This is a genomic window from Cohnella terricola, from assembly GCF_007786475.1.
In the GTDB taxonomy this organism is placed as follows: Bacteria; Bacillota; Bacilli; order Paenibacillales; family Paenibacillaceae; genus Cohnella; species Cohnella terricola.
In genome coordinates, this window is the sequence record NZ_VNJJ01000011.1 from 86,001 (window position 1) to 106,977 (window position 20,977).

At 52.6% G+C, this 20,977-nt stretch carries 23 protein-coding genes; all 23 read right to left on the bottom strand.

The genetic code is table 11. The features are described 5' to 3' along the window. Positions 1-363: a response regulator gene (locus FPZ45_RS17935; RefSeq protein WP_094043389.1), complete on the bottom strand. Its 363-nt coding sequence runs from the start codon at positions 361-363 to the stop codon at positions 1-3. Positions 364-384: 21 nt separating this feature from the next. Beyond that, complete coding sequence (fliY, locus tag FPZ45_RS17940; protein WP_144704957.1) at positions 385-1,605, bottom strand: flagellar motor switch phosphatase FliY; 1,221 nt, start codon at positions 1,603-1,605, stop codon at positions 385-387. Continuing rightward, the gene (gene fliM, locus FPZ45_RS17945; RefSeq protein ID WP_144704960.1) at positions 1,595-2,596 is read right to left on the bottom strand and encodes a flagellar motor switch protein FliM; all 1,002 of its coding nucleotides are present in this window, start codon (positions 2,594-2,596) and stop codon (positions 1,595-1,597) included. The genes fliY and fliM overlap by 11 nt, the downstream gene beginning before the upstream one ends. Before the next feature lie 81 nt (positions 2,597-2,677). Further along, positions 2,678-3,160, bottom strand: coding sequence for a flagellar basal body-associated FliL family protein (locus FPZ45_RS17950; protein ID WP_144704963.1), 483 nt, complete (start codon positions 3,158-3,160; stop codon positions 2,678-2,680). Further along, positions 3,157-3,390, bottom strand: coding sequence for a flagellar FlbD family protein (locus FPZ45_RS17955; RefSeq protein ID WP_144704966.1), 234 nt, complete (start codon positions 3,388-3,390; stop codon positions 3,157-3,159). The genes FPZ45_RS17950 and FPZ45_RS17955 overlap by 4 nt, the downstream gene beginning before the upstream one ends. A 61-nt stretch (positions 3,391-3,451) precedes the next feature. After that, positions 3,452-4,279, bottom strand: coding sequence for a flagellar hook-basal body complex protein (locus FPZ45_RS17960; RefSeq protein WP_144704969.1), 828 nt, complete (start codon positions 4,277-4,279; stop codon positions 3,452-3,454). An 89-nt stretch (positions 4,280-4,368) separates the two neighbouring features. Beyond that, positions 4,369-4,755 (bottom strand): TIGR02530 family flagellar biosynthesis protein, encoded by a 387-nt coding sequence (locus FPZ45_RS17965; RefSeq protein WP_144704973.1) that lies wholly within the window; start codon positions 4,753-4,755, stop codon positions 4,369-4,371. Next, positions 4,748-5,248: a flagellar hook capping FlgD N-terminal domain-containing protein gene (locus tag FPZ45_RS17970; RefSeq protein WP_144704976.1), complete on the bottom strand. Its 501-nt coding sequence runs from the start codon at positions 5,246-5,248 to the stop codon at positions 4,748-4,750. Before FPZ45_RS17970 ends, FPZ45_RS17965 begins: the two co-directional genes overlap by 8 nt. A gap of 24 nt (positions 5,249-5,272) precedes the next feature. Beyond that, entirely contained in the window at positions 5,273-6,697 is a 1,425-nt protein-coding gene (locus FPZ45_RS17975) for a flagellar hook-length control protein FliK (protein WP_144704980.1), read from the bottom strand. A 39-nt stretch (positions 6,698-6,736) separates the two neighbouring features. Continuing rightward, positions 6,737-7,648, bottom strand: coding sequence for a MotE family protein (locus tag FPZ45_RS17980; protein WP_144704983.1), 912 nt, complete (start codon positions 7,646-7,648; stop codon positions 6,737-6,739). A 43-nt stretch (positions 7,649-7,691) separates the two neighbouring features. Then, positions 7,692-8,135 (bottom strand): flagellar export protein FliJ, encoded by a 444-nt coding sequence (gene fliJ / locus FPZ45_RS17985; protein WP_144704986.1) that lies wholly within the window; start codon positions 8,133-8,135, stop codon positions 7,692-7,694. Between the two features lie 12 nt (positions 8,136-8,147). Then, on the bottom strand, positions 8,148-9,467 hold the full coding sequence (fliI, locus tag FPZ45_RS17990; RefSeq protein ID WP_144705143.1) for a flagellar protein export ATPase FliI: 1,320 nt from the start codon (positions 9,465-9,467) through the stop codon (positions 8,148-8,150). Continuing rightward, positions 9,454-10,296 (bottom strand): flagellar assembly protein FliH, encoded by an 843-nt coding sequence (gene fliH, locus FPZ45_RS17995; protein ID WP_144704989.1) that lies wholly within the window; start codon positions 10,294-10,296, stop codon positions 9,454-9,456. Before fliH ends, fliI begins: the two co-directional genes overlap by 14 nt. Further along, complete coding sequence (gene fliG / locus FPZ45_RS18000; protein WP_144704992.1) at positions 10,289-11,299, bottom strand: flagellar motor switch protein FliG; 1,011 nt, start codon at positions 11,297-11,299, stop codon at positions 10,289-10,291. The genes fliH and fliG overlap by 8 nt, the downstream gene beginning before the upstream one ends. A gap of 11 nt (positions 11,300-11,310) precedes the next feature. Then, positions 11,311-12,879: a flagellar basal-body MS-ring/collar protein FliF gene (gene fliF / locus FPZ45_RS18005; protein WP_144704995.1), complete on the bottom strand. Its 1,569-nt coding sequence runs from the start codon at positions 12,877-12,879 to the stop codon at positions 11,311-11,313. 81 nt (positions 12,880-12,960) lie between these two features. Next, on the bottom strand, positions 12,961-13,263 hold the full coding sequence (gene fliE / locus FPZ45_RS18010) for a flagellar hook-basal body complex protein FliE (RefSeq protein WP_342780074.1): 303 nt from the start codon (positions 13,261-13,263) through the stop codon (positions 12,961-12,963). A 62-nt stretch (positions 13,264-13,325) separates the two neighbouring features. Further along, complete coding sequence (gene flgC, locus FPZ45_RS18015; RefSeq protein ID WP_144704998.1) at positions 13,326-13,769, bottom strand: flagellar basal body rod protein FlgC; 444 nt, start codon at positions 13,767-13,769, stop codon at positions 13,326-13,328. A 3-nt stretch (positions 13,770-13,772) separates the two neighbouring features. Then, positions 13,773-14,186 carry a flagellar basal body rod protein FlgB gene (gene flgB, locus FPZ45_RS18020; RefSeq protein ID WP_144705001.1) on the bottom strand — a complete coding sequence of 138 codons (414 nt, stop codon included), beginning with the start codon at positions 14,184-14,186 and terminating at the stop codon, positions 13,773-13,775. A 268-nt stretch (positions 14,187-14,454) separates the two neighbouring features. Continuing rightward, a complete protein-coding gene (gene codY, locus FPZ45_RS18025; RefSeq protein WP_144705004.1) occupies positions 14,455-15,225 on the bottom strand; it encodes a GTP-sensing pleiotropic transcriptional regulator CodY in 771 nt (256 codons plus the stop codon). Positions 15,226-15,444: 219 nt separating this feature from the next. Further along, a complete protein-coding gene (gene hslU / locus FPZ45_RS18030) occupies positions 15,445-16,833 on the bottom strand; it encodes an ATP-dependent protease ATPase subunit HslU (RefSeq protein ID WP_144705007.1) in 1,389 nt (462 codons plus the stop codon). 32 nt (positions 16,834-16,865) lie between these two features. Next, complete coding sequence (hslV, locus tag FPZ45_RS18035; protein ID WP_144705010.1) at positions 16,866-17,411, bottom strand: ATP-dependent protease subunit HslV; 546 nt, start codon at positions 17,409-17,411, stop codon at positions 16,866-16,868. Positions 17,412-17,494: 83 nt separating this feature from the next. Further along, positions 17,495-18,826: an FADH(2)-oxidizing methylenetetrahydrofolate--tRNA-(uracil(54)-C(5))-methyltransferase TrmFO gene (gene trmFO / locus FPZ45_RS18040; protein WP_144705013.1), complete on the bottom strand. Its 1,332-nt coding sequence runs from the start codon at positions 18,824-18,826 to the stop codon at positions 17,495-17,497. 34 nt (positions 18,827-18,860) lie between these two features. Next, a complete protein-coding gene (gene topA, locus FPZ45_RS18045) occupies positions 18,861-20,960 on the bottom strand; it encodes a type I DNA topoisomerase (RefSeq protein WP_144705147.1) in 2,100 nt (699 codons plus the stop codon). Positions 20,961-20,977: the final 17 nt, after the last annotated feature.

The window sequence follows — 20,977 nt, forward strand, 5'->3', positions numbered from 1 at the left end:
TTAACCCAATGTTTTCTTGATCGCTTCGATAACGCGATCCGCTTGGAACGGCTTGACGATAAAATCTTTTGCTCCCGCTTGGATGGCATCGATAACCATCGCTTGTTGACCCATGGCGGAACACATAATGACTTTCGCGTTCGAATCAAGCTTGCGGATCTCTTTCAGGGCCGCAATTCCGTCCATCTCTGGCATCGTAATGTCCATCGTGATGAGATCCGGATTCAGATCCTTGTATTTTTCGATCGCTTGCGCGCCGTCTTGCGCTTCCCCTACGACCTCGTACCCATTTTTCGTTAGAATATCGCGGATCATCATGCGCATGAATGCTGCGTCGTCTACGATGAGAATGCGGTTTGCCATTACTATTTCCTCCCGGTTAACTTATTGGATTTTTTGGACACGGTCCCATTGACTGACGATATCGGTTACGCGTACGCCGAAATTCTCGTCAATAACGACGACCTCGCCTTTGGCGATCAATTTGTTATTTACTAAGATGTCGACAGGTTCGCCGGCCAGTTTGTCCAGCTCGATGATCGAGCCTTGGGACAATTCCAAAATATCCTTAATCTGCTTCTGCGTACGACCCAACTCTACAGTCACTTTAAGCGGAATGTCGAGCAGCAGATTAAGATTCGTTTCGTCCCCTTGCGGGTACCCGGCGCCTTGGAAATTCGCAAACTGTACCGGATTCACGTTGACGTTCCGGTTCCCCGCCCCGCCCAAAGTCTGCGGGTAGCCCGGCATCGGCGCTCCATAACCCGGAGGCACTGCCGCCATTGGAGGCGTCTGAGGCGCGACCGGCGGAGTCGGAGCCGAATAGGCTGGCTGAGCGGGAGCCTGTGGAGCCGGTTGGGCTTGCGGAGCAGGCGCGGACGCCGTTTGTTCGGCAGGTGCGGCTTGATCTTCCGAAGCTCCTCCCATCAGGGAGCGAACCAGTTCCTTCGCGAAAGGCACCGTAAGCAGTTGCATAATCGACGAATCGATCAAATCCCCGATTTTAAGCCGGAAAGAGATTTTAACGAAGATATTTTCAGCCGGAAGATTGCTCACCCCGGAGTTGTTCTTGACGTCCATGATGTCAATACCCGGAGGCGAAATGTTAACCATCCGGTTAAAAATCGTCGACATGGAAGTCGCGGACGACCCCATCATCTGATTCATGGCCTCTTGAACGGCGCTAATATGTATTTCGTTGAGCTCCTCGGTCGTAACGTTTCCTTCGCCCCCGAGCATTAAATCCGCGATCACTTGCGCGTCATGGGATTTAATGACAAGAGAGTTAATGCCCTCGAATCCTTCCACGTAGCTGACGTGAACTGCGACGTGAGGTATAGGAAACTCCGCTTCGAAATGATCCCTCGGAATCGTTGATACGGTCGGCGTCGTGATATCAACTTTCTTGCCGAGCAGCGTGGACAATGCCGTTGCTGCGCTTCCGAACGTAATATTACCGATTTCGCCGAGTGCATCTTGTTCCAGAGGAGTCAATAATTCTTCAACTGATTGTCCGCCGCTTGCCGAAGCGTCGTCTTCTCCCCCGGAGGATTGATTCAATAGAGCGTCAATCTCTTCCTGTGATAAGTAATCTTTACTCGTCATTGATTTCATCCACTCCTTCACTGACGATCTGCTGAATCTGTATCGCCATTTTGTCTCGAAGCGTACCCGGACTTGCGATGTATTTCACCTTGTCCCCAACCTTGACCTCAAGGCCATCGGCCGTCTCTCTGTGCAGTGCGATGACATCTCCCACCGCCAAGTTCAGGAATTCCTGAACGGAAATTTGCGAGGAACCGAGTTCGGCGATAATCGGCAGCTTAGCTTTGTTCACTCTCATTTCCAGCATTTGCTGCTCTTCAGGAGCCCTCGTCTTTTTCTGGGAAACAAACCAGTGGTGAACGGACAATCTCGGCATGATCGGTTCGATAACGACATGTGGAATACATAAGTTGATCATCCCCGTCGTTTCTCCGATTTTCGTGCTTAGCGAGATGAGCGCGATCGTCTCGTTAGGAGAGACGATTTGCATGAATTGCGGATTCGTCTCGAGCGCTTCGAGTCGCGGCTGCGTATCGATAATCGTTCTCCAAGCTTCCTGAAGGCTTTCAAGCGCCCGGCTGAAGATTTTCTCCATAATGATTGTCTCGATCTCGGTTAGACTGCCGATCTTGCTAGGAGCGTTGCCTCCTCCGCCAAGCAATCTGTCGAGCATCGCGAAGGCGACGTTGGGATGCACCTCCAGAACCATTCGCCCTTCAAGCGGTTCCGCTTCGAAAATGTTCAGGATCGTCATCTTGGGAATGGAGCGGATGAATTCATCGTAAGGCAATTGTTCGACTTGAACGACGTTAATCTGCACGAAGGTACGAAGCTGAGCAGAAAAATAAGTCGTTAAAAATCTCGCGAAGTTCTCATGAATTCGGGTCAAGCTGCGAATGTGATCCTTGGAAAAACGGGTCGCTCGTTTGAAGTCGTAAGCGCGCACCTTTTTCTGCGTTTCTTCTTTTTTGAGCTCTTCCGCATCCATTTCGCCCGACGAGAGCGCCGCTAGCAGCGCATCGATCTCATTCTGCGAAAGTACATCTACCACATCTCTCACCCCTTTCTCGAGTCGCTGACGTTCTCGCCGTCGACCGGAATGTTCATGCCGTTTTCAACGCTAGGTTTTCTATTAGATAGGTGTCATTACAAACCCTTTGATTCCGACTTTAAGCAGCTTCCCTTCGGTCATCACTTCGTTGATCGCGTTGATCAGGCCCGCGGTCAGCTGATCCTTGCCTTTCGTCCCTTTCATATCTTCAGGGGACATGACCCATAAAGCGCGGTTAACGATCGGCTTGATCTGGTTTTCTTTAAGCTTCTCGAACTCGTCCTTGGTTTTTTCGTTCTCGAATTGGAACGAGAAGCTGATCTTGACGACATAATCCGTATCCGCCAGATTGGTGCTGATATCAATTAATTCGGATGTGACCTTGACCATTTCATCCGCAGAAATTGGCTCGAGTTGCACGCTTCCGGCCGCTTCTTTAGCCGCCAGTTCCGGATTGCCCGATTTCTTATCCCCGAACAAGCTGTTCCAGAAAAAAGCAGCGGCAACGACAATCAACGTAATCGCCAATAATAGCGAAACGAGCCAGGGCAACAATTTTTTCATGACGTAGCTCCCTCCGATTGCGGGTCTGCGGGACTTGGAATCGCCGCCAACACGCCGATACTGCGTAAGTAATGCCGGATTGCCCGGATTACATCCGAAGAATTTTCGATTACAATAAATTTCTTTCCAGTCGTAAGCGTAATGATCGTGTCCGGCGTTTCTTCTACCGTCTCGATCAATAAAGCATTGATGTGAAACTTGGTTCCATTCAGGCGAGTAACGCCGATCATGACAGGGCCTCCCCCAGACTGCCAGGGGGAGAGCCGAGACTCTCCCGCGGCAGGAAATCAATTACCGTTTCAGATTGACGACTTCTTGCAGAATTTCGTCCGATGTCGTAATGATTCTGGAGTTCGCTTGGAAACCGCGCTGCGCGACGATCATTTCCGTGAACTCGTTCGTCAGGTCGACGTTCGACATTTCCAACTGACCGGCGATGATGGCACCGGAGCCAGTGTCTACGTTTGAAGCAAATCCGACAATCAATTCACTATCAGGATTGGCGTTCGGAGTCATCCGATACAGGTTGCCTCCGACTTTCTCCAGACCTCCAGGGTTAGCGACTATCGCAACGCCGATGAAAATACCCGTCGGTTCGGCCCGTCCGTCCGCTCCGATCGCGATGATCTCGCCCGTTTGTGAGATCGAGAATGCAGTTACTCCTTCATCTAACTGAATAGGAGCTCCATCTCCATCATCACCTGCCAGAACAAACATCCCGTCAGCATTGACCAATTGACGGTTTGCATCTAAATCGAAATTACCTGCGCGAGTCAAGTATCTCGGACCGCCATCGGCCGGACTAACAACGAAAAATCCGTCGCCGTCGAGACGCAGGTCCGTCGATTTGCCCGTCGTCATCGCGCTGCCGCCCATGTGCAGCGTATCGATGGACGCCACGCTTACTCCCAAGCCGACTTGCTTGGCGTTGACACCGCCCTGTTCGCCATCGACCGGAGGCGTAACGCCGGACATCGTCTGGCTGAGGATATCCTTGAACATGACACGTCCGGCCTTAAAGCCTACCGTGTTGACGTTGGCGATATTATTGCCGATAACGTCAAGCTTTGTTTGGAAACCGCGCATACCTGAAACCCCGGAATACATAGAACGCAACATGTAATGTCTACCTCCAATATCATGTGATTTTAGCCGCTTCAATCGGTCCGCGGCCATGGGCTCCCTTGGCAGGACCAGCCCGTTAATGGTTAGCTGACGACGACGGCGCTATCGATTTGCGTGAAAATATGCTCTTTCATCGAGCTGCCGTCCATCGCGGTGACGACCGTACGATTCGGTACGTTCACGATCATGGCAATGTCGTGGAATAAAACCAACGAATCTCTGGCGCCCTTAGCAGCCGCCTGATCCACCGCGCTTGCGATACGCGAGATCTGTTCCGGTAGCAGTTCAATGCCTCGTTGCTGCAAGCGTTGCTCCGCATGATGGCTGAACTTTAATTGCTCCCGGCTGAGCACTTCGCGAAATGAAATGCTGTCAGAGCCTGTTTGTTTATTCCGATCAAGCACTGGATTGCCTTGAATCGGCCCCGTACGCCCCGTCGTCAAATGTCCGACGAGCATCGGGTTATTCATTCCCCGTCACCTCCGTTTGCTCTTCTCCGGAAGAACCTTCTTCGGGAGAACTCTCTTCGGTAGGGTTTGAAATCGAGATGATTTCGTCGATCGGTATCCCGATCGTTCCGACTTGGGCGTATTGAATGCCTTTCGTCCAGATGATCGAATCGACGATTCCCCTTTTCACGACGCTTTCCGCGGTAGGGTCGGTTTCGTCATACCATTCGATCTGTTTGCCGATTAATCCCGTAGCCATTCCAGCGGATTGTTTCAGCGCGGTGATTTCTTTGGTCATGTTCAGCATCTGTTCCAAGGACGAGAATTGCGCCATTTGCGCGATAAATTCCTTATCCTGCATCGGCTGCAACGGGTCCTGGTTGCGAAGCTGCGTGACCAAAATTTGCAAAAACTCGTCTTTGCCGAGCTGCTTGATAGGTTCCCTTGCCTTGGCCTGAACGTTTTCCTTCGCATAGTTAGGCCATATATTCTTCGTGCTGATGGCGTCAGCCATAGTCCTCACCTCCTTGTAACGAAACTACGCGGTGACGTTGATCGAGCTTCCGTATCCGATTTCCTTGAGCGACGAATTACGCTCCATTTCGTCCGCGAATGCGGTCGGATCCTCAAAAGCGTTGTCGCTTCTGCCGTTCGACCCATTGCCGTTGCCGGAATTCGAATGACGCTGCTCCTGGTGCATCAACGACGTACCCGCGGAAGAAGGCGGTTGTTGTACGACTTCAAGCCTTTCGACTTGCAGCCCTTGACCGTTAAGCGCGGCTCTTAATTGCGCCATCTGATTCTCAAGCATTTCGCGAGCCGCAGGGTTCCCGGCGATAAACTGAGCGGTCAGTTGGCCGTTATGCATCACGATTCGGATGTCAACTTGACCCAGATGTTCGGGAGTCAGCGAAAGTTTCGCTTCCGTTGTGCCGTTGCCTTGCGTCAATTGAAATTGCTTCACAAGGAACTTGCCCATCTGCTCCGCGAATTGCTGTACCGGCACTTGTGCCGGCAAAGTAGCTTTGGCCGTCGCCGGTTCCGAATTCGCCAACGAATCGTTCTGCATGAATGTCCATGCAGGCTGCGAATCCGACGCGTTCGATTGGTCGGCGGACGATGTTCCGGATACCGCTGCAACGTTCTGTCCGTTAACGGAAGAAGTGTCCGAATTCGCGGTCATTTGAAAACGCCAAGCAGGATCTCTGAACGCTTGCGCCGGACGACGCGTTTCCTGAATCGAAACGTTCTCGGCAATCGAATCCTTCGGGATCGCCGTACCGTTCTCTATCGCGACTTCGGCTTTAGCGGCTGAAGCCGCTCGGTAAACGGTGTCGGAGACCGCTTGTTTGGCTGCATTCGAAACATCGGACTGAGTCGCATTTAACGCAGTCAACAACTCTTTAAGCTGCCCGGCGAAAGCCGATGTTTGTTCTGCGTCCTTCGCCCCTGAGGCAATTGCGGAAGAGATCGTCTGCAGCGTCTCGCGCAGGGCTCTAACAACCGTTTTTCCCTCTTCGGAAATTTGTACGATTGGTACCGTCTGCGAATTCTGCGTCGATGTGGCTTGTTCCGAAGAATCAGACTTCGTTTGGCCGAGGTTGATTTGCTCCAGCAATCCTTGGAAAGCGGCCAACAAACCAGCCAATTGATCCTGCAATTCAGGAGACAGCTCAACATCGTCTTCCTCCGCCTGTTGCAATTGATCGACCAGATTTGACAGCAGCGCCAACAAATCTTGGGACTCTTCGCTTGTCATATCCAGTTTCCCAAGCAAACCCGTCATCGCGACCGGTAAGGACAATCCGCTGTTTACAGAACCGGAAGTATTCCCTCCATCGATCGCTTGCACCAGCGCGCTTGTGAACCCGCTGCCTGACGCCGCGCCTGACGCAGATCCCGCTGCCGGCATAGCTGCCGATTTTCCAGATGCTGTCGGAGCCGAGTTAATCGCCATGTTCATTTTTGTCACCTCCTTTCATTAATATTGAATGATTTGCCCTTACGGATTGGCCGGCATGAGCTTGCTGACCAAATTTGCCGTCGCTTTCTTGTCTTGCGCGGACATCTCATCCAAAATTTTGGAACGGGCTCCGTTATCCAATACCGACAAAACGCGCAGAACTTTGGTTTGGTTGGTCGAAGCCATCTGTAGCAGCAGTTCTGCGGCTTTGATCGGCTTCATTCCGGAGAATGTCCGGTTCAGTTCCGCGGTGTCCAATGCGTTCGATGTCTTCTCGGCGCTGAGCTCCAGCTCTTTAATGCGAGATTGCAATGCGGCGATCTCCCGATCGGCGACGGATTCCGAATCTTTGAGCTTCATCGTGACGTCCGCCGCTTTCTTAGGAGTCATCCGTTCGAGTACGCGGCCGCGTTCGGTAACCGACATTGCTCCGAGCACAAGCGCGGATTCCTCGCCGGTCATGCTCTCGAGAATCGGCGCCGCTTTGCTCGGCGTCATCTTGCCGTACATACTCGCAAGCGAAGCGATTCGAGCGTGGTACTCATCGCCCGTGATCGTCTTCTCCTCCGAATCTTTGGTAAGCTCGTCCAGCTTGCCTTTCAATTCTTCGATCTGTTTTTTCTGTTGCGTCGTTAGCTCCGTTGCTTGTTTAAGCGCCGTCTCGCGATCGGTGAGAAGCGCGTTGAGCTCCTCCACCTTGCTCTTCGCGTTGTTGACCGTCAGCGTTTCGTCCGATTGGGCTTCCGGGCCGACCGGTTTGGACGGCGCCGGCAAAATCGACTTGATGACGGGAATTTTATTCCCGAACTCAAGCGCCGAATTGCGCCAATCGGAATTGAACATAAGCACCAGCACGCCAAGCAGCACGGCCGTAAACAAGATCGGGGTTACAAAAAAGAGAAATCGTTCGAAGCCGCTGTAACTGCTTTTCTCGACATCCGCGCTCGCCACGATTTGCCCCTCCATTCTCCTGCGACATCAGTCGGCCGCTGCGTTATCTTCGGGCAGCAGCCGCTCTTACGATCGCGATTTCATCCAATTCGTTTTGTTCCTTCGCCAGCCTCTCGCTTCTGAATCGCTCAAGCGCGCGATCCCTTGCGTTCAGCCACACCTTCTCGTCTACCATTTTGTCCGTTAGATGGCCTTGGCGCTTGCGAACCAATACCTCCGCGGACCGGACGCCTTCGCGTTGCTTGCGAATTCGGTCGTCCACGACCTCTATATATCGTTGTGTTTCCATCAAGCGCGTTAAAGGCGTAGGTTTGTCGGAGGCAGACATCAAGGCTCTCTCCAAACGACTTCGCTCATCGTGCAGCTTCTCCAAATGCTCTTCTTCTTTGCGCAATTCGCCGAGCGATGCGGCGTATTCCCATTCCGCCATCGACTTCTCGCTGCCCTTAAGATCTACGATTTTCTGCAAAGGATATCGGAATGACATAATCGCTTATTCTCATCTCCTGTAAAAATCGATGATCAACCGCTCCTGGGCTTCCTGCAACGAAACCTTCTCGTCTGTCCTTTGCTGGGTAAAGGCTCGGATTAATTCGTAGAATTTGATCGCTTTATCGATCTCGGCGTTAGAGCCATGCTGGTAAGCGCCGATGTTGATCAGATCCTCTGAATCCCGGTATACAGCCAGCAGTCTCTTCAATTGTTCCGCCGCTCCTCGCTGCTCTTCGCTTACGATGTCCTTCATGACCCGGCTGACGCTCGACAATACGTCTATCGCCGGGAAATGACCCTTGTTCGCTAAGTTGCGATGGAGCACGATGTGCCCATCCAGGATGCCGCGTACGGCGTCCGCGATTGGTTCGTTCATATCGTCGCCGTCTACTAGCACGGTATAGAATGCCGTAATCGAACCGCTGGGGCCTGTCCCTGCGCGTTCTAGCAATTTCGGCAAAGCCGCGAATACCGAAGGCGTATACCCTCTCGTTGCCGGCGGTTCACCGATAGCGAGCCCCACTTCCCGCAGCGCCATGGCGTATCGGGTAACCGAGTCCATCATCAACATGACGTTCATGCCGCGGTCGCGAAAATATTCCGCGATCGTCGTCGCGATTAGCGCGCCCTTCATCCGAACCAACGCCGGTTGATCGGATGTCGCCACGATCACGACAGATCTGGCCAAACCTTCCGGTCCTAGATCCTTCTCGACAAATTCGAGAACCTCGCGGCCACGTTCTCCGATTAACGCAATTACGTTTACATCGGCGGATGTATTTCTCGCGATCATGCCTAGCAGCGTGCTTTTCCCGACACCGGAACCCGCGAAGATGCCGACGCGCTGCCCTTGTCCGACAGTGAGCAACCCGTCGATCGCTTTGACCCCGACGCCCAAGGGAATGGTTACTCTCGGTCTATCAAGCGGATTGCCTGGAACATTGTTCGTTGAATAATGCGGCATTCGAACCGACAATCGCGAACCGTCGAGAGGCCTGCCCAGACCGTCAAGCACTTTGCCCAGCAATTCGGACCCCGCCTGAACCGTCAACGGTCCTCCCGTGGCAACGACGTCGCATCCCGGACCGATGGCATGCAGCTCCCCTAGGGGCATGAGCAGCACGCGATTGTTCCGGAAACCAACAACCTCGGCTAGAACCGGTTTGCCGCCCTTCATTGGATGAATATAGCAAACGTCTCCGATGCTTGCGTCCGGCCCCTCGGATTCGACGGTGAGACCGATGATCTGAATGACTTTGCCGTTCACCTTAACGGATTCGATCTCGCGAAGAGTGTCCTTATAGCGGCCAACGTCAACTAGGGACATCACGATCGCCCTCCTCGGCTCGATGGGCAGCCACTTTAAGCAATTGCTCGCGAATCTCTTCCAATTGGGTATCGATTCTCGCGTCTATGCTGCCGAAAGCGGATCGGACGACGCATCCGCCTTCCTGAATGGAAGCGTCGGGAACGATCTGCAGCTCCGCTTGCGCATCCAAGACGAGGGAAAGCTCGTCCTTGGCTGCCTGCACGAAAGCGAATTGCGATGGCGCGACACAGAGTACGATAACCCCCTGCTCCTTCCTTCTTGCCAAAGCATTCTCGAACAGCTTCATCGACATTTCGGGAGCTTTGGCCAACTTTTGCTGAACGATTTTCTCCGCGACTGCGACGCTTAGCTCAACCAGGAACGACTCGCCTTCCGTAATGATCTTTTCTTTTGTCTCGTAAGCTTGCTTCACGATCGCTTGCGCTTCCTGAAGCTTATCTTCGTACTGCTTGACGAGCTGCTCCTCGGCTTGAATCTCGCCATTGCGATAACCTTCGTCGTAGCCTTGACGATTCGCTTCTTCGCGCGTCTCGCCGTCTTCCTCTCTACGGAATTGCCACCAAGCTTCCACTTCGCGCTCGGCCGCCCCTCGAATTTCCTCCGCATCCGCCTTCGCTTGTTGTACGATTTCTTCTGCCGTGCGCTCTGCTTCGGCAATGATGCGTTCCTTTATCGATTGAGTTTCGACATCAATCTCCTGATTTCCTTCGCGTTCGGAAGCAGAAGAGGAAATATTTTGATGCATAGGCGCGATTTTCTGGATAAATTCCAATCTTCTCAGATCTTCAAGCGACACAACATGGGAGGACTTGATGAGATTAGACAATAATATCGTCTCCTCCGCCGCGAGCTATGATGATCTCTCCGGCCTCTTCCAATCTGCGAATCGTCGCTACGATGCGCGTTTGCGCCTCTTCGACATCGCGAAGTCGCACGGGACCCATGTACTCCATCTCTTCCCTGAACGTATCGGCCATCCGTTTCGACATATTCCTGAAAATCGATTCCCGGACTTCCTCGCTGGCCACTTTGAGCGCCAACTGAAGGTCCGCATTTTCGATATCGCGAATAATGCGCTGGATAGAGCGATTGTCCAGATTGACGATGTCTTCGAAAACGAACATCCGCTTCTTGATTTCTTCCGCCAATTCCGGATCTTGAATTTCCAAGGAATCCAGGATCGTCCGTTCCGTCCCGCGATCGACGCCGTTCAAGATTTGAACGATGGACTCGATGCCGCCCGCGTTCGTATAATCCTGGGTTACGGTAGACGATAATTTCTGCTCCAGCACTCTTTCTACTTGAGCAATTACATCCGGAGACGTGCTGTCCATGAGCGCGATTCTGCGGGCAACCTCGGCCTGCTTCTCTTGCGGCAAGGACGACAGCACCGCCGAAGATTGGTCCGGTTGCAAATAGGACAAGACCAAAGCGATCGTCTGCGAATTCTCGTTCTGAATGAAGTTGAGAATTTGCGACGGCTCCGCCTTCCTCGCGAAATCGAATGGCCGAACCTGCAGCGTTGCTGTCAACCGATTCAGAATGTCCAGCGCTTTCTGCGAACCTAGCGCTTTCTCCAAAATTTCCTTCGCGTATGTAATGCCGCCTTGCGTAATATACTCCTGCGCTACGCAAATTTGATGAAACTCGCTGAGTATCATATCCTTCTCGCCAGCGTCCACCTTGCGAACGTTGGCAATCTCGAGCGTCAATTGCTCGATCTCCTCATCGCGCAAGTGCTTAAACACTTGCGCGGATACTTCCGGTCCGAGAGTTATGAGCAGAATGGCTGCTTTTTGTCTTCCGGACAATTGTATTCCTTTAGCCACCGCTGCCACCTCTATTCATCCACTAGCCAAGTGCGGAGCAGATTAACAAACTCATCCGGTTTCCGCTTGGCCAAACCTTCCAATTGTTTGCGTACTTGACTTTCGTTCGTTACGCTGTCGATATCGATTGTCGGCATTTGCGCGATCGGCGCCTCTTCGAGTTCCAAGGCTTCCTGTGCCGCTTTCCGACGGCGGAATATATAGTAACCTCCGCCTCCAAGCAGAGCCAGTGCAAGCAGGCCCGCGCCAGCCAGCCAGAGTGCCGACGTCTTTGCTCCCCCGCTCGACGCGTCGAAACCTTCGAACGATTGCGACAGCACGGATACCCTTTGCGTCAAAGCTTCGTCCGTAAGATCCAAACCGGACTCAGCCAGTAGGACTCTTGCGCTCCGCAATAGAACGCCCTTGATCTCGTCTAACTTCTCGGGAGACATGTTTGCGGAATTTACGCCAACATTTATCGACAAGTCCTTCACTTTATAAGGACCGTAGTCGATATTATTAGTAATGCGGTTTACATCGTAATTAACGGTACTCGAAACCTTCTCGGATGAAGACGACCCCGAGCTGCCGGCAGCGGGATAATTGGAAACGTCCGTTTCCCCCGTTCCAACCACTCCACCTGCTTGCCCGTCTTGCCCTTGGTAAGTCTCGCTGCTGTCCTGGCGATTGATTTCAATGCCTTTGTTGTCGTTATCCGGAAGCGGCTGCACGAGCTGCTCCAGCGACGATTTCTTATCGAAATTCAGCGAGGACACGACGCTAACGACCATGTTGTCCATTCCGACGATCGGCGACAAGAAACCTTGAATGTTTCTCCTCAGCGTATTCTCGAATTCGTTCTGGATCGCGAACTGGGTTTCGTAAAGCGCCCCCCCTGCTCCGGCTCCTCCGCCAAGCTGACTAGACGGGGTCAAGTCGCCAGTGCTGCTGCTGATTGTAATGTCCTTGATATCCAGTTTCGGAACAGCGGATTTGACGAGATTGTAGTAGCTGTCGATCTCTTCCTGCTTCGGCCTAAAGCCCGGCTTGAAAGTAATGACGACCGCCGCAATCGCCTTCTCCTTGTCGGACGCGTTCAGGAACACCGATTCTTCCGGTAAGGTCACAATGGCTTTAACTTTCGCTATTCCTTGTTTATTCTGCAACAATTGCTGAACTTCACCGTTTAAAGCATTGCGGAACTTTACGTTGAACTCTTGATCCGTCGTTCCGATCGCGGAGGAAGATTTGCTTAATTCCGGAAAACCGATGGAACCGTTCTGTACGAGCCCCTTCGATCCAACTTCCACTTTTACCCTTGATGCGGAAGCACTAGGCACGTAGATACTCGTTCCGGCGTCGCTCAGCTTATAATTGATGTTATTGCCGTCCAAGTATTCCATAATGCCCGCTGCATCCGTACTGTCTAAATTTTGAAACGCAAGTTCATATTCGGTTTTAGTAAATAAATAGGTCAATAAAATGATGGCAAATAATAATAAGGCCGCCGTTGAAGCAAGCACCCATTTTTGCGTTTTGCTGTACTGGTTCCAGAAACCGAGCAATTTTTCTCGAACCTGTGCCCACTTCTCGTTCACGATTACACCCCACAGGCTGTTAGTTTCAAACCGCGCATCCCTTCCGAATGCGATTTGATGACTCTAAACTCAGCTTCGTCTCTAGATTTGCATCCGCATGATTTCTTGATAGGCTTCGACAACTTTATTGCGGATTTGGCCGGTAAGGGAGAGGCTGAGCTCCGCCTGCATCGCAGCGATGACGACTTTATTCTCGTCGACTTCTCCGATCAGAAACTGATCGTTCACGTTATGTACGTTCTGTTCTTGCGCCGCCACTCCATCGATAGCGGTCTTAAGAAACGACGCGAAGCTTTCCGTAGCTTCGGCGGGCGTCGCCTTCGGTTGAACGGTGTTCATGTTAGAAACAAGATTTACGGGGGAAATCATCGAATTCGTAATCACGTCAACACTCCTTAGTTAAAGTGCAATTCCTCGCCTTTTGATCGCTTTATGAATTCTAGGGCTTAGCGCCCCATTTCCAACGCTCTCATGAACATCGATTTCCTGGCGGTAAGTGCGGTTACGTTCGCCTCGTACGACCGCGACGCGGCCAAGAGGTCGACTTGTTCCTTCAGCATGTCTACGTTAGGCATATATACCATGCCGTTCGCATCCGCATCCGGGTGCGTCGGATTGTACACTTGTTTGAACGGGGCGGAGTCTTCCCGGATGGAGGTTGCTCGGACGCCTTGCGCCGACATGCCGTTCATCTGCTGGCCGAGTATGTCCTGGAACTTGGGCTGAACCGCTTCCATCGTGACGACCTTGCGCCGGTAAGGCACGAACTTGCCGTTCACGTAACCTGCGCGCGTCGTTTCCGCATTGGCAATATTCGCGGATATGACGTCCATCCTAAGCCGTTGCGCCGTCAGGGCCGACGCGCTGATGTCGAATCCTCCGAGCTTCATCTATTACACGCTCCCTTGTATTCCGATTCTCATCATCTTGACTTCGTGGCTAACCTGTTGGCTAAGCAGGTTATATCGCAATTGGTTCTCCGCGAGCATCGCCATTTCTTTGTCTATGTCTACGTTGTTCTTATTGTTATTAATGGCCGTCGATTCGTCGGTCACGACTCTGGGAGATGGAGTCGGGTACGAACCGTTAATCGGGATATGCCGGGGATCCGTCGTTTTACCAACAAGTTGCCGAGTTCCTTGCGACCCGATGGCTTGCGTTAGCAATTCTTCGAATACGACGTCTGACCTTTTGAAATAAGGCGTATCGGCATTCGCGATATTGTTGGATAGTACGCGATGTCTAATCGTCGAGGCATGAATGGCATTCTCCAAGCGCTGGAATGCAGCGCCTCCTAATATTTCCATCGTTGTCGCTCCTCTTCGCATGTTCATGAAAAATTTTTCATGATTCGTACCAGAAAATATTACCACGCACTGTATTTCCACGTTAAACCCACAAATTCCTGCTTGATACGACATTACTTTCACTTAAACTACAAAAAAAATTACACATTACGACATATTAGAATTTTCTAAGATCAATCATCTACGACATCGGTTCGCGTGACAATAAGAAAAAAGCCCTAATCTTACAACAGATAGAGGGCTTTTCCTAAAAAGTGTATGCTCGTATTTAGTTTTTGCGATATTCCAGCTCCTGGAGGAGCTGCGAATTCAGAATGCGAATATAGGTGCCTTTCATGCCGAGAGAGCGAGTCTCGATGACTCCGGCGCTCTCCAATTTACGCAATGCATTGACGATTACGGATCGGGTGATACCCGCTCTGTCGGCAATTTTGGATGCCACCAGCAAGCCTTCTTTCCCTTCCAGTTCGACGAAAATATGCTCCACGGCTTCCATCTCGCTGAAGGAAAGAGAGTTCACGGCGACGGAAACGATCGCTTTGCTTCGCGCCTCCGCTTCCCGTTCATCGATCCGCTCTCGCAAAATTTCCATGCCGATAATCGTGGATCCGTACTCGGCCAATATTAAATCATCGTCACCAAAAGCTTCGCCCTCTCTGGATAGGACTAAAGTTCCAAGTCTATCGTTTCCGCCGATAATCGGAACGATCGTGACGATTCCATTTTCGAAAGCCGCGTCTATCGGGGTTAAAATCTCCTCATTCGAGGTAATGTTTGCAGCAGTCTCGGAAATCCGCAAAAGGCGTTCGTTGGTCTCCGTCGGGAATCTCAATTCGTCTGCTTGCTCCCGGCGCAGCCACATCTCGGGAAACCTCGCCGAATGTGCGGACCCGAGCACTTTGCCCTTTCGACTTACAACGAAGACATCGCCCTGGATCGTTTCTCTCAGCACCTCCGCCATCTGACGGAAATTTAGCGGTTTGCCCGCCGCCTCCTGCAACAGCCGGTTAAGCGTTCGGGTCTTCATTAACAGCGTCATGTTTCTACTTCCTCCTATAATACGACAAACAAGTAAAACGGCTGCGCCGTCCTTTGACGGCGGTATACGTTTGTATCGAGCAATCAGATAGGTAATATGGATGTACAAAACATATAACTTCTGATTGTTCAAGTAAAACGGCTGCGCCGTCTTGCTGATAACCCTGCGAGCGCACACGGCGCCATTCGGGTTATCGCGCGGGAGACGGCGAGTTACGGCTTATAAAATATATTGACTCAAATCGCGATTGCTTGCAATCATGGACAATTTCTCCCGCACATACTCCGGAGTAATGCGCATCTCTTCAAGCTGGAGCTCGGGTGCTTCGAAACTCAGATCCTCGAGCAGCTTTTCAAGCAGAGTATGCAGCCTGCGGGCTCCGATATTTTCCGTATTGCGATTAACGTCTTGCGCCATTCTCGCTAGCTCGGATATCGCCTCGTCGGTGAAAATCACGTTGATGCCTTCCGTCTGCAGCAATGCCGTATATTGTTTCGTCAAGGCGTTCTCGGGTTCCGTCAAGATTCGCACGAAGTCCTCGTCCGTTAAGCTGCTCAGCTCCACGCGGATCGGAAACCGGCCCTGAAGCTCAGGAATAAGGTCCGAAGGCTTGGCGATATGGAACGCGCCTGCGGCGACGAACAGAATGTAGTCTGTCTTCACAGGACCGTATTTGGTGACGACGGTCGAGCCTTCGACAATCGGCAGAATGTCCCGTTGCACGCCTTCGCGCGAAACGTCCGGGCCTTGGCCACGGCCTTGGCTGGCGATCTTGTCGATCTCGTCGATAAAGATGATGCCGGATTGCTCGGCTCTACGCACCGATTCGGAAATGACGTCATCCATATCGATCAGCTTATTCGCTTCTTCGACGATTAACACCTTGCGGGCTTCCTTGACGGTTAAGCGGCGCTTTTTCCGGCGCTTGGGCAGGAATTGCCCCAGCATTTCCTGCATGTTCCCGAGTTGTTCCTGACCGGGTCCACCCATCATATCGAGCATGGTCGGCGCATTGTCTTCCACTTCGATCTCGATCATATCGTTTTCCAGCAACCCGGCTTCCAATCTCGCTTTTGTATCGCGTCTCTTATCCTGCAAGCCTGGATCGACCGGCTCCGGTTCGTCGCTTGGCGTGCTGATGCCACCGAACAGCATCTCCAGCGGGTTTTTCTGGGATTTGGGTTTCGCAGGCGCTGGTACGAGCATTGCCGCAAGACGTTCGTTGGCGGCTTTCTCCGCTTTGTCCTTGACTTTCTCCGTGCGCTCCTCTTTCACCATGCGAATGGCCGTTTCCACCAGGTCCCTCACCATCGACTCGACGTCTCTGCCGACATAACCGACTTCCGTAAACTTCGTAGCCTCGACTTTAATGAACGGAGCGTGAACGAGCTTAGCCAGCCTCCGAGCGATTTCCGTTTTGCCGACACCCGTAGGCCCGATCATAAGAATGTTCTTGGGCACGACTTCGTCACGAATCTCTTCCGGCAGGCGGCTGCGGCGATACCGATTGCGCAACGCGACGGCGACGGATCGTTTGGCCGATTTTTGTCCGACGATATATTTGTCAAGTTCCGCTACGATCTGGCGGGGCGTCAGTGAATCGTTCATAGGAACCTCTCCCTTATGTTTGTCGAAAGTAATCATTCTATTTCCTCGACGACCAAGTTGTTGTTGGTGAACACGCAAATCTCAGCAGCTGTCTCCAGCGCCGCTCTCGCAATCTCCTTCGCTTCCATGCCGGGGGCATGGCGCTTCAACGCTCTAGCTGCCGCAAGCGCGAAACTGCCACCCGAACCGATGGCCAGAATGCCGTCATCGGGTTCGATCACTTCTCCGTTCCCGGATAGCAGCAGCATTCCCGTCGCGTCCACGACGATCATCATCGCTTCGAGCCTGCGCAATACCCGGTCCGATCGCCAATCTTTGGCTAATTCGACAGCAGCCCGCTGCAAGTTGCCGTGATGTTCTTCGAGTTTGCCTTCGAACTTCTCAAACAAGGTGATCGCGTCGGCGACAGATCCCGCAAAACCGGCTAGCACCTGATTGCGATAAAGCCGGCGCACTTTCTTGGCCGTGTTTTTCATAACCATGCTGTTCCCGAATGTCACCTGTCCGTCTCCTGCAATTGCGCCTTTGCCATTATGGCGAATCGCGCAGATCGTCGTCGCGTGAAAACTCATATCCATGGGCTGATCCTCCCTGATCTATCGATATATTAAAGCCGGAAAAGCAGCGGCATAGCTCATATACGCTGCCGCTGCTTATTCGGTTACAAAACGGTAGCTTGGTTCAACTCCGACTTGAGCTCCTCTATTCCTTGCAATGCCCTATCGGCGATCGCTTCGTACTTCTCCTTCTTGCTCTTCGCACGGTACCCGAGCGGTGGGAACAAGCCGAAATTAGCGTTCATCGGTTGGAAATGTTTGAAGTCTGCCGTCGTTATATAATTCGCCATGCTGCCGAGCGTCGTATGCTCCGGCAAAACAAGAGGCTCCATTCCTTTTGCCAGACGTCCGGCGTTCAGTCCCGACACAAGCCCCGAAGCCGCAGATTCCACGTAGCCTTCCACGCCCGTCATCTGGCCGGCGAAGAACAGCGTCTCCCGATCCTTGAATTGGTACGTCGGACGCATCAGCTTCGGCGAATTGATAAACGTATTGCGGTGCATAACCCCGTAGCGAACGAATTCCGCGTTCTCGAGTCCCGGAATGAGCGAGAAGACGCGCTTCTGCTCGCCCCACTTCAGATGGGTTTGAAACCCGACGATGTTAAACAACGTGCCGGCGGCGTTATCTTGACGCAATTGGATGACCGCATGGGATTTGACCCCCGTGCGCGGATCGACCAGTCCGACCGGCTTCATCGGGCCGAACAGAACCGTTTGCTTGCCGCGCTTGGCCATCACTTCGATCGGCATGCAGCCTTCGAAATACATATCTTTCTCGAAATCTTTGACTGCCGCCGTTTCCGCGGTGACTAGCGCTTCGTGGAAGACCTCGAACTCGGCCTCGGTCATCGGACAGTTCAAATAAGCGGCTTCGCCTTTGTCGTATCGGGACGCCAGGAACACCTTGTCGAAATCGATCGAGTCTTTCTCGATGATCGGCGCGGCCGCATCGAAGAAATAGAAATACTCTTCTCCCAGCAGCTGCTTGATGCTATCCGAAAGCTCGGGAGATGTAAGCGGACCGGTCGCCACGACGACGATGCCGTCTTGCGGAACGGCCGTCACTTCCTCGTTCTTCACCGTAATGAGCGGATGTTCCCTTAACCTTCTGGTTACTTCCTCCGAGAAACCTTCGCGATCTACCGCGAGCGCTCCGCCCGCCGGCACGGCGTGCAAATCCGCGCAGGCGAGAATCAGCGAATCGAGCCGCCTCATCTCCTCCTTCAGCACACCTACCGCGTTCGTTAAGCCGTTGGCCCTCAAGCTGTTGCTGCATACCAATTCGGCAAAGCTGCTTGTATGATGCGCCGGCGTTTGTTTGACCGGACGCATCTCGTATAAAGTGACTGGCACACCTTGCGAGGCGATCTGCCAGGCGGCTTCGCTGCCTGCCAGACCCGCGCCGATGACCGTCACGGATGGATACTCTTTCAATGCCGTAAACCTCCTAAAATCAATCCCGCTCCGATTACTCCGCGGCTTCTCCCGCTTCCTCGACGTTCTCCGAATGGCTGCACACCGTGCAATTCAACTGGATCTCGCCTTTTACGCGCTTCTCGACCATCATGCCGCCGCAGCTCGGACAAGGTTTTGCCGACGGTTTATCCCAGGAGACGTAATCACAGCCCGGATACAGATTGCAGCCGTAGAATATACGACCCTTCTTGCTCCTGCGTTCGACGATTTGACCTTCGGAGCATTTCGGGCAGCGTACACCGGTATCTTTAATGATCGGTTTCGTATTCCGGCAGTTCGGGAAGCCCGAGCAAGCCAGAAACTTGCCGAAGCGCCCCATCTTATAGACCATAGGACTTCCGCATTTGTCGCAAATCTCGTCCGAAGGCTCGTCTTTGATCTCGATTTCCTTCATTTCTTCTTCCGCGAAGTTTAATCGGACCTCGAACGATTTGTAGAAATCGCCGATTACGTTCACCCAATCCTGCGTACCTTCCTCCACATGGTCCAGATCGCCTTCCATGTGGGCGGTGAACTCGACGTCCAGAATCTCCGGGAAAAACTCCTCCATCAGTTGAATGACGAGCTCCCCGAGTTCGGTCGGAATGAATTTCTTCTCTTCCAGCGCCACGTAATTTCTTTTCTGGATCGTTTCCAGCGTCGGCGCGTACGTGCTCGGACGCCCGATTCCGAGTTCCTCGAGCGCTCTGACCAATCTGGCTTCCGTAAAGCGAGGCGGCGGTTGGGTAAAATGCTGCTTCGGCTCGATATCCGAGGAAGCGACTTGATCCCCCGCAGCCATTGCCGGAAGCAAACGCTCTTCGTCCGGCGCGGTCCCGTCGTCGTTGCCTTCGACGTATACTTTCATGAATCCGGGGAATTTCAGCTTGGAGCCGTTCGCCCTGAACATGACCGGTCCGCTCGTCAAATCAACGGTCATCGTATCCAATACGGCCGATGCCATCTGGCTGGAAACAAACCGTTCCCAGATTAGTTTGTACAGGCGCAGTTGATCTTTGGAAGTAAATGCTTTGACCGATTCCGGATCTCGGAGAACGGACGTCGGACGAATCGCTTCGTGCGCGTCTTGGGCGCTGGCGTTTTTCTTCGTATACACTCGCGGGGTTTCAGGCACGTATTCGCTGCCGAATTTGCCGCCGATGAATTCCCTTGCTTCTTCCTGCGCAATCGGAGAAATTCGTGTGGAATCGGTACGCATATACGTAATGAGACCGACTGTGCCTTCCTTGCCCAGATCAACTCCTTCGTAGAGCTGCTGAGCGATTTGCATCGTTTTGGAAGCGCGGAAATTCAGCTTGCGGGCGGCTTCTTGCTGCAAGGAGCTTGTAATGAACGGCGGAGACGGATTGCGCTGGCGTTCCTTCTCCTTCACTTCGCCCACGACGAACGGATCGCTGTCCATAAGCGCAAGTACTTCCTTGACGTCGGCCTCGTTATTCAATTCCTTTTTCTCTCCTCGAACGGAGTGGAATTTCGCCTCGAAGCTCGACTTTCCTTTGGCCAAATGGGCGGTAATGCTCCAATATTCCTCCGGCACGAAATCGTTGATCTCGTTCTCGCGGTCGTTGATCAGCTTGACGGCGACGGATTGAACGCGTCCGGCGCTGAGTCCCTTTTTTACTTTCTTCCATAGTAGCGGGCTGATCTTATAGCCAACGAGCCGATCCAGCACCCTTCTGGCCTGCTGGGCGTTCACCAGATCCATATCGATCGGCCGCGGATTTTTGAATGCGTCCTTCACCGCTTGTTTTGTAATTTCGTTAAATACAACGCGACATGCATCCTTCTCGTCAAGCTCCAGATAATGCGCCAAATGCCACGCGATCGCTTCGCCCTCTCTGTCGGGGTCAGCCGCCAGATAAACATTTTTAACCTTTTTTCTGGCGTCGCGCAGTTCCTTCAGAACGTTACCCTTGCCGCGAATCGTAATGTACTTCGGTTGGAAATCGTTCTCCACCTCGACTCCGATCTGGCTTTTGGGCAAATCACGAATGTGCCCCATGGACGCTTTAACGATAAATTTGCTTCCCAAATACTTTCCGATCGTCTTTGCCTTAGCCGGCGATTCGACGATCACGAGCGAGTCCGCCACGTCCATTCCTCCTCTCC

What these genes read in the sequence shown, in the direction of transcription:
- flgB (WP_144705001.1), bottom strand. Translation starts at nt 14,186, where the DNA reads ATGGAAATATTAGGAGGCGCTGCATTCCAGCGCTTGGAGAATGCCATT.
- fliY (WP_144704957.1), bottom strand. Translation starts at nt 1,605, where the DNA reads ATGACGAGTAAAGATTACTTATCACAGGAAGAGATTGACGCTCTATTG.
- FPZ45_RS17955 (WP_144704966.1), bottom strand. Translation starts at nt 3,390, where the DNA reads ATGATCGGCGTTACTCGCCTGAATGGAACCAAGTTTCACATCAATGCT.
- FPZ45_RS17965 (WP_144704973.1), bottom strand. Translation starts at nt 4,755, where the DNA reads ATGAATAACCCGATGCTCGTCGGACATTTGACGACGGGGCGTACGGGG.
- fliI (WP_144705143.1), bottom strand. Translation starts at nt 9,467, where the DNA reads ATGTCCCTAGTTGACGTTGGCCGCTATAAGGACACTCTTCGCGAGATC.
- FPZ45_RS17950 (WP_144704963.1), bottom strand. Translation starts at nt 3,160, where the DNA reads ATGAAAAAATTGTTGCCCTGGCTCGTTTCGCTATTATTGGCGATTACG.
- FPZ45_RS17970 (WP_144704976.1), bottom strand. Translation starts at nt 5,248, where the DNA reads ATGGCTGACGCCATCAGCACGAAGAATATATGGCCTAACTATGCGAAG.
- FPZ45_RS17975 (WP_144704980.1), bottom strand. Translation starts at nt 6,697, where the DNA reads ATGAACATGGCGATTAACTCGGCTCCGACAGCATCTGGAAAATCGGCA.
- hslU (WP_144705007.1), bottom strand. Translation starts at nt 16,833, where the DNA reads ATGAACGATTCACTGACGCCCCGCCAGATCGTAGCGGAACTTGACAAA.
- fliJ (WP_144704986.1), bottom strand. Translation starts at nt 8,135, where the DNA reads ATGTCATTCCGATATCCTTTGCAGAAAATCGTAGATCTTAAGGGCAGC.
- flgC (WP_144704998.1), bottom strand. Translation starts at nt 13,769, where the DNA reads ATGAAGCTCGGAGGATTCGACATCAGCGCGTCGGCCCTGACGGCGCAA.
- FPZ45_RS17960 (WP_144704969.1), bottom strand. Translation starts at nt 4,279, where the DNA reads ATGTTGCGTTCTATGTATTCCGGGGTTTCAGGTATGCGCGGTTTCCAA.
- hslV (WP_144705010.1), bottom strand. Translation starts at nt 17,411, where the DNA reads ATGGATATGAGTTTTCACGCGACGACGATCTGCGCGATTCGCCATAAT.
- FPZ45_RS17935 (WP_094043389.1), bottom strand. Translation starts at nt 363, where the DNA reads ATGGCAAACCGCATTCTCATCGTAGACGACGCAGCATTCATGCGCATG.
- codY (WP_144705004.1), bottom strand. Translation starts at nt 15,225, where the DNA reads ATGACGCTGTTAATGAAGACCCGAACGCTTAACCGGCTGTTGCAGGAG.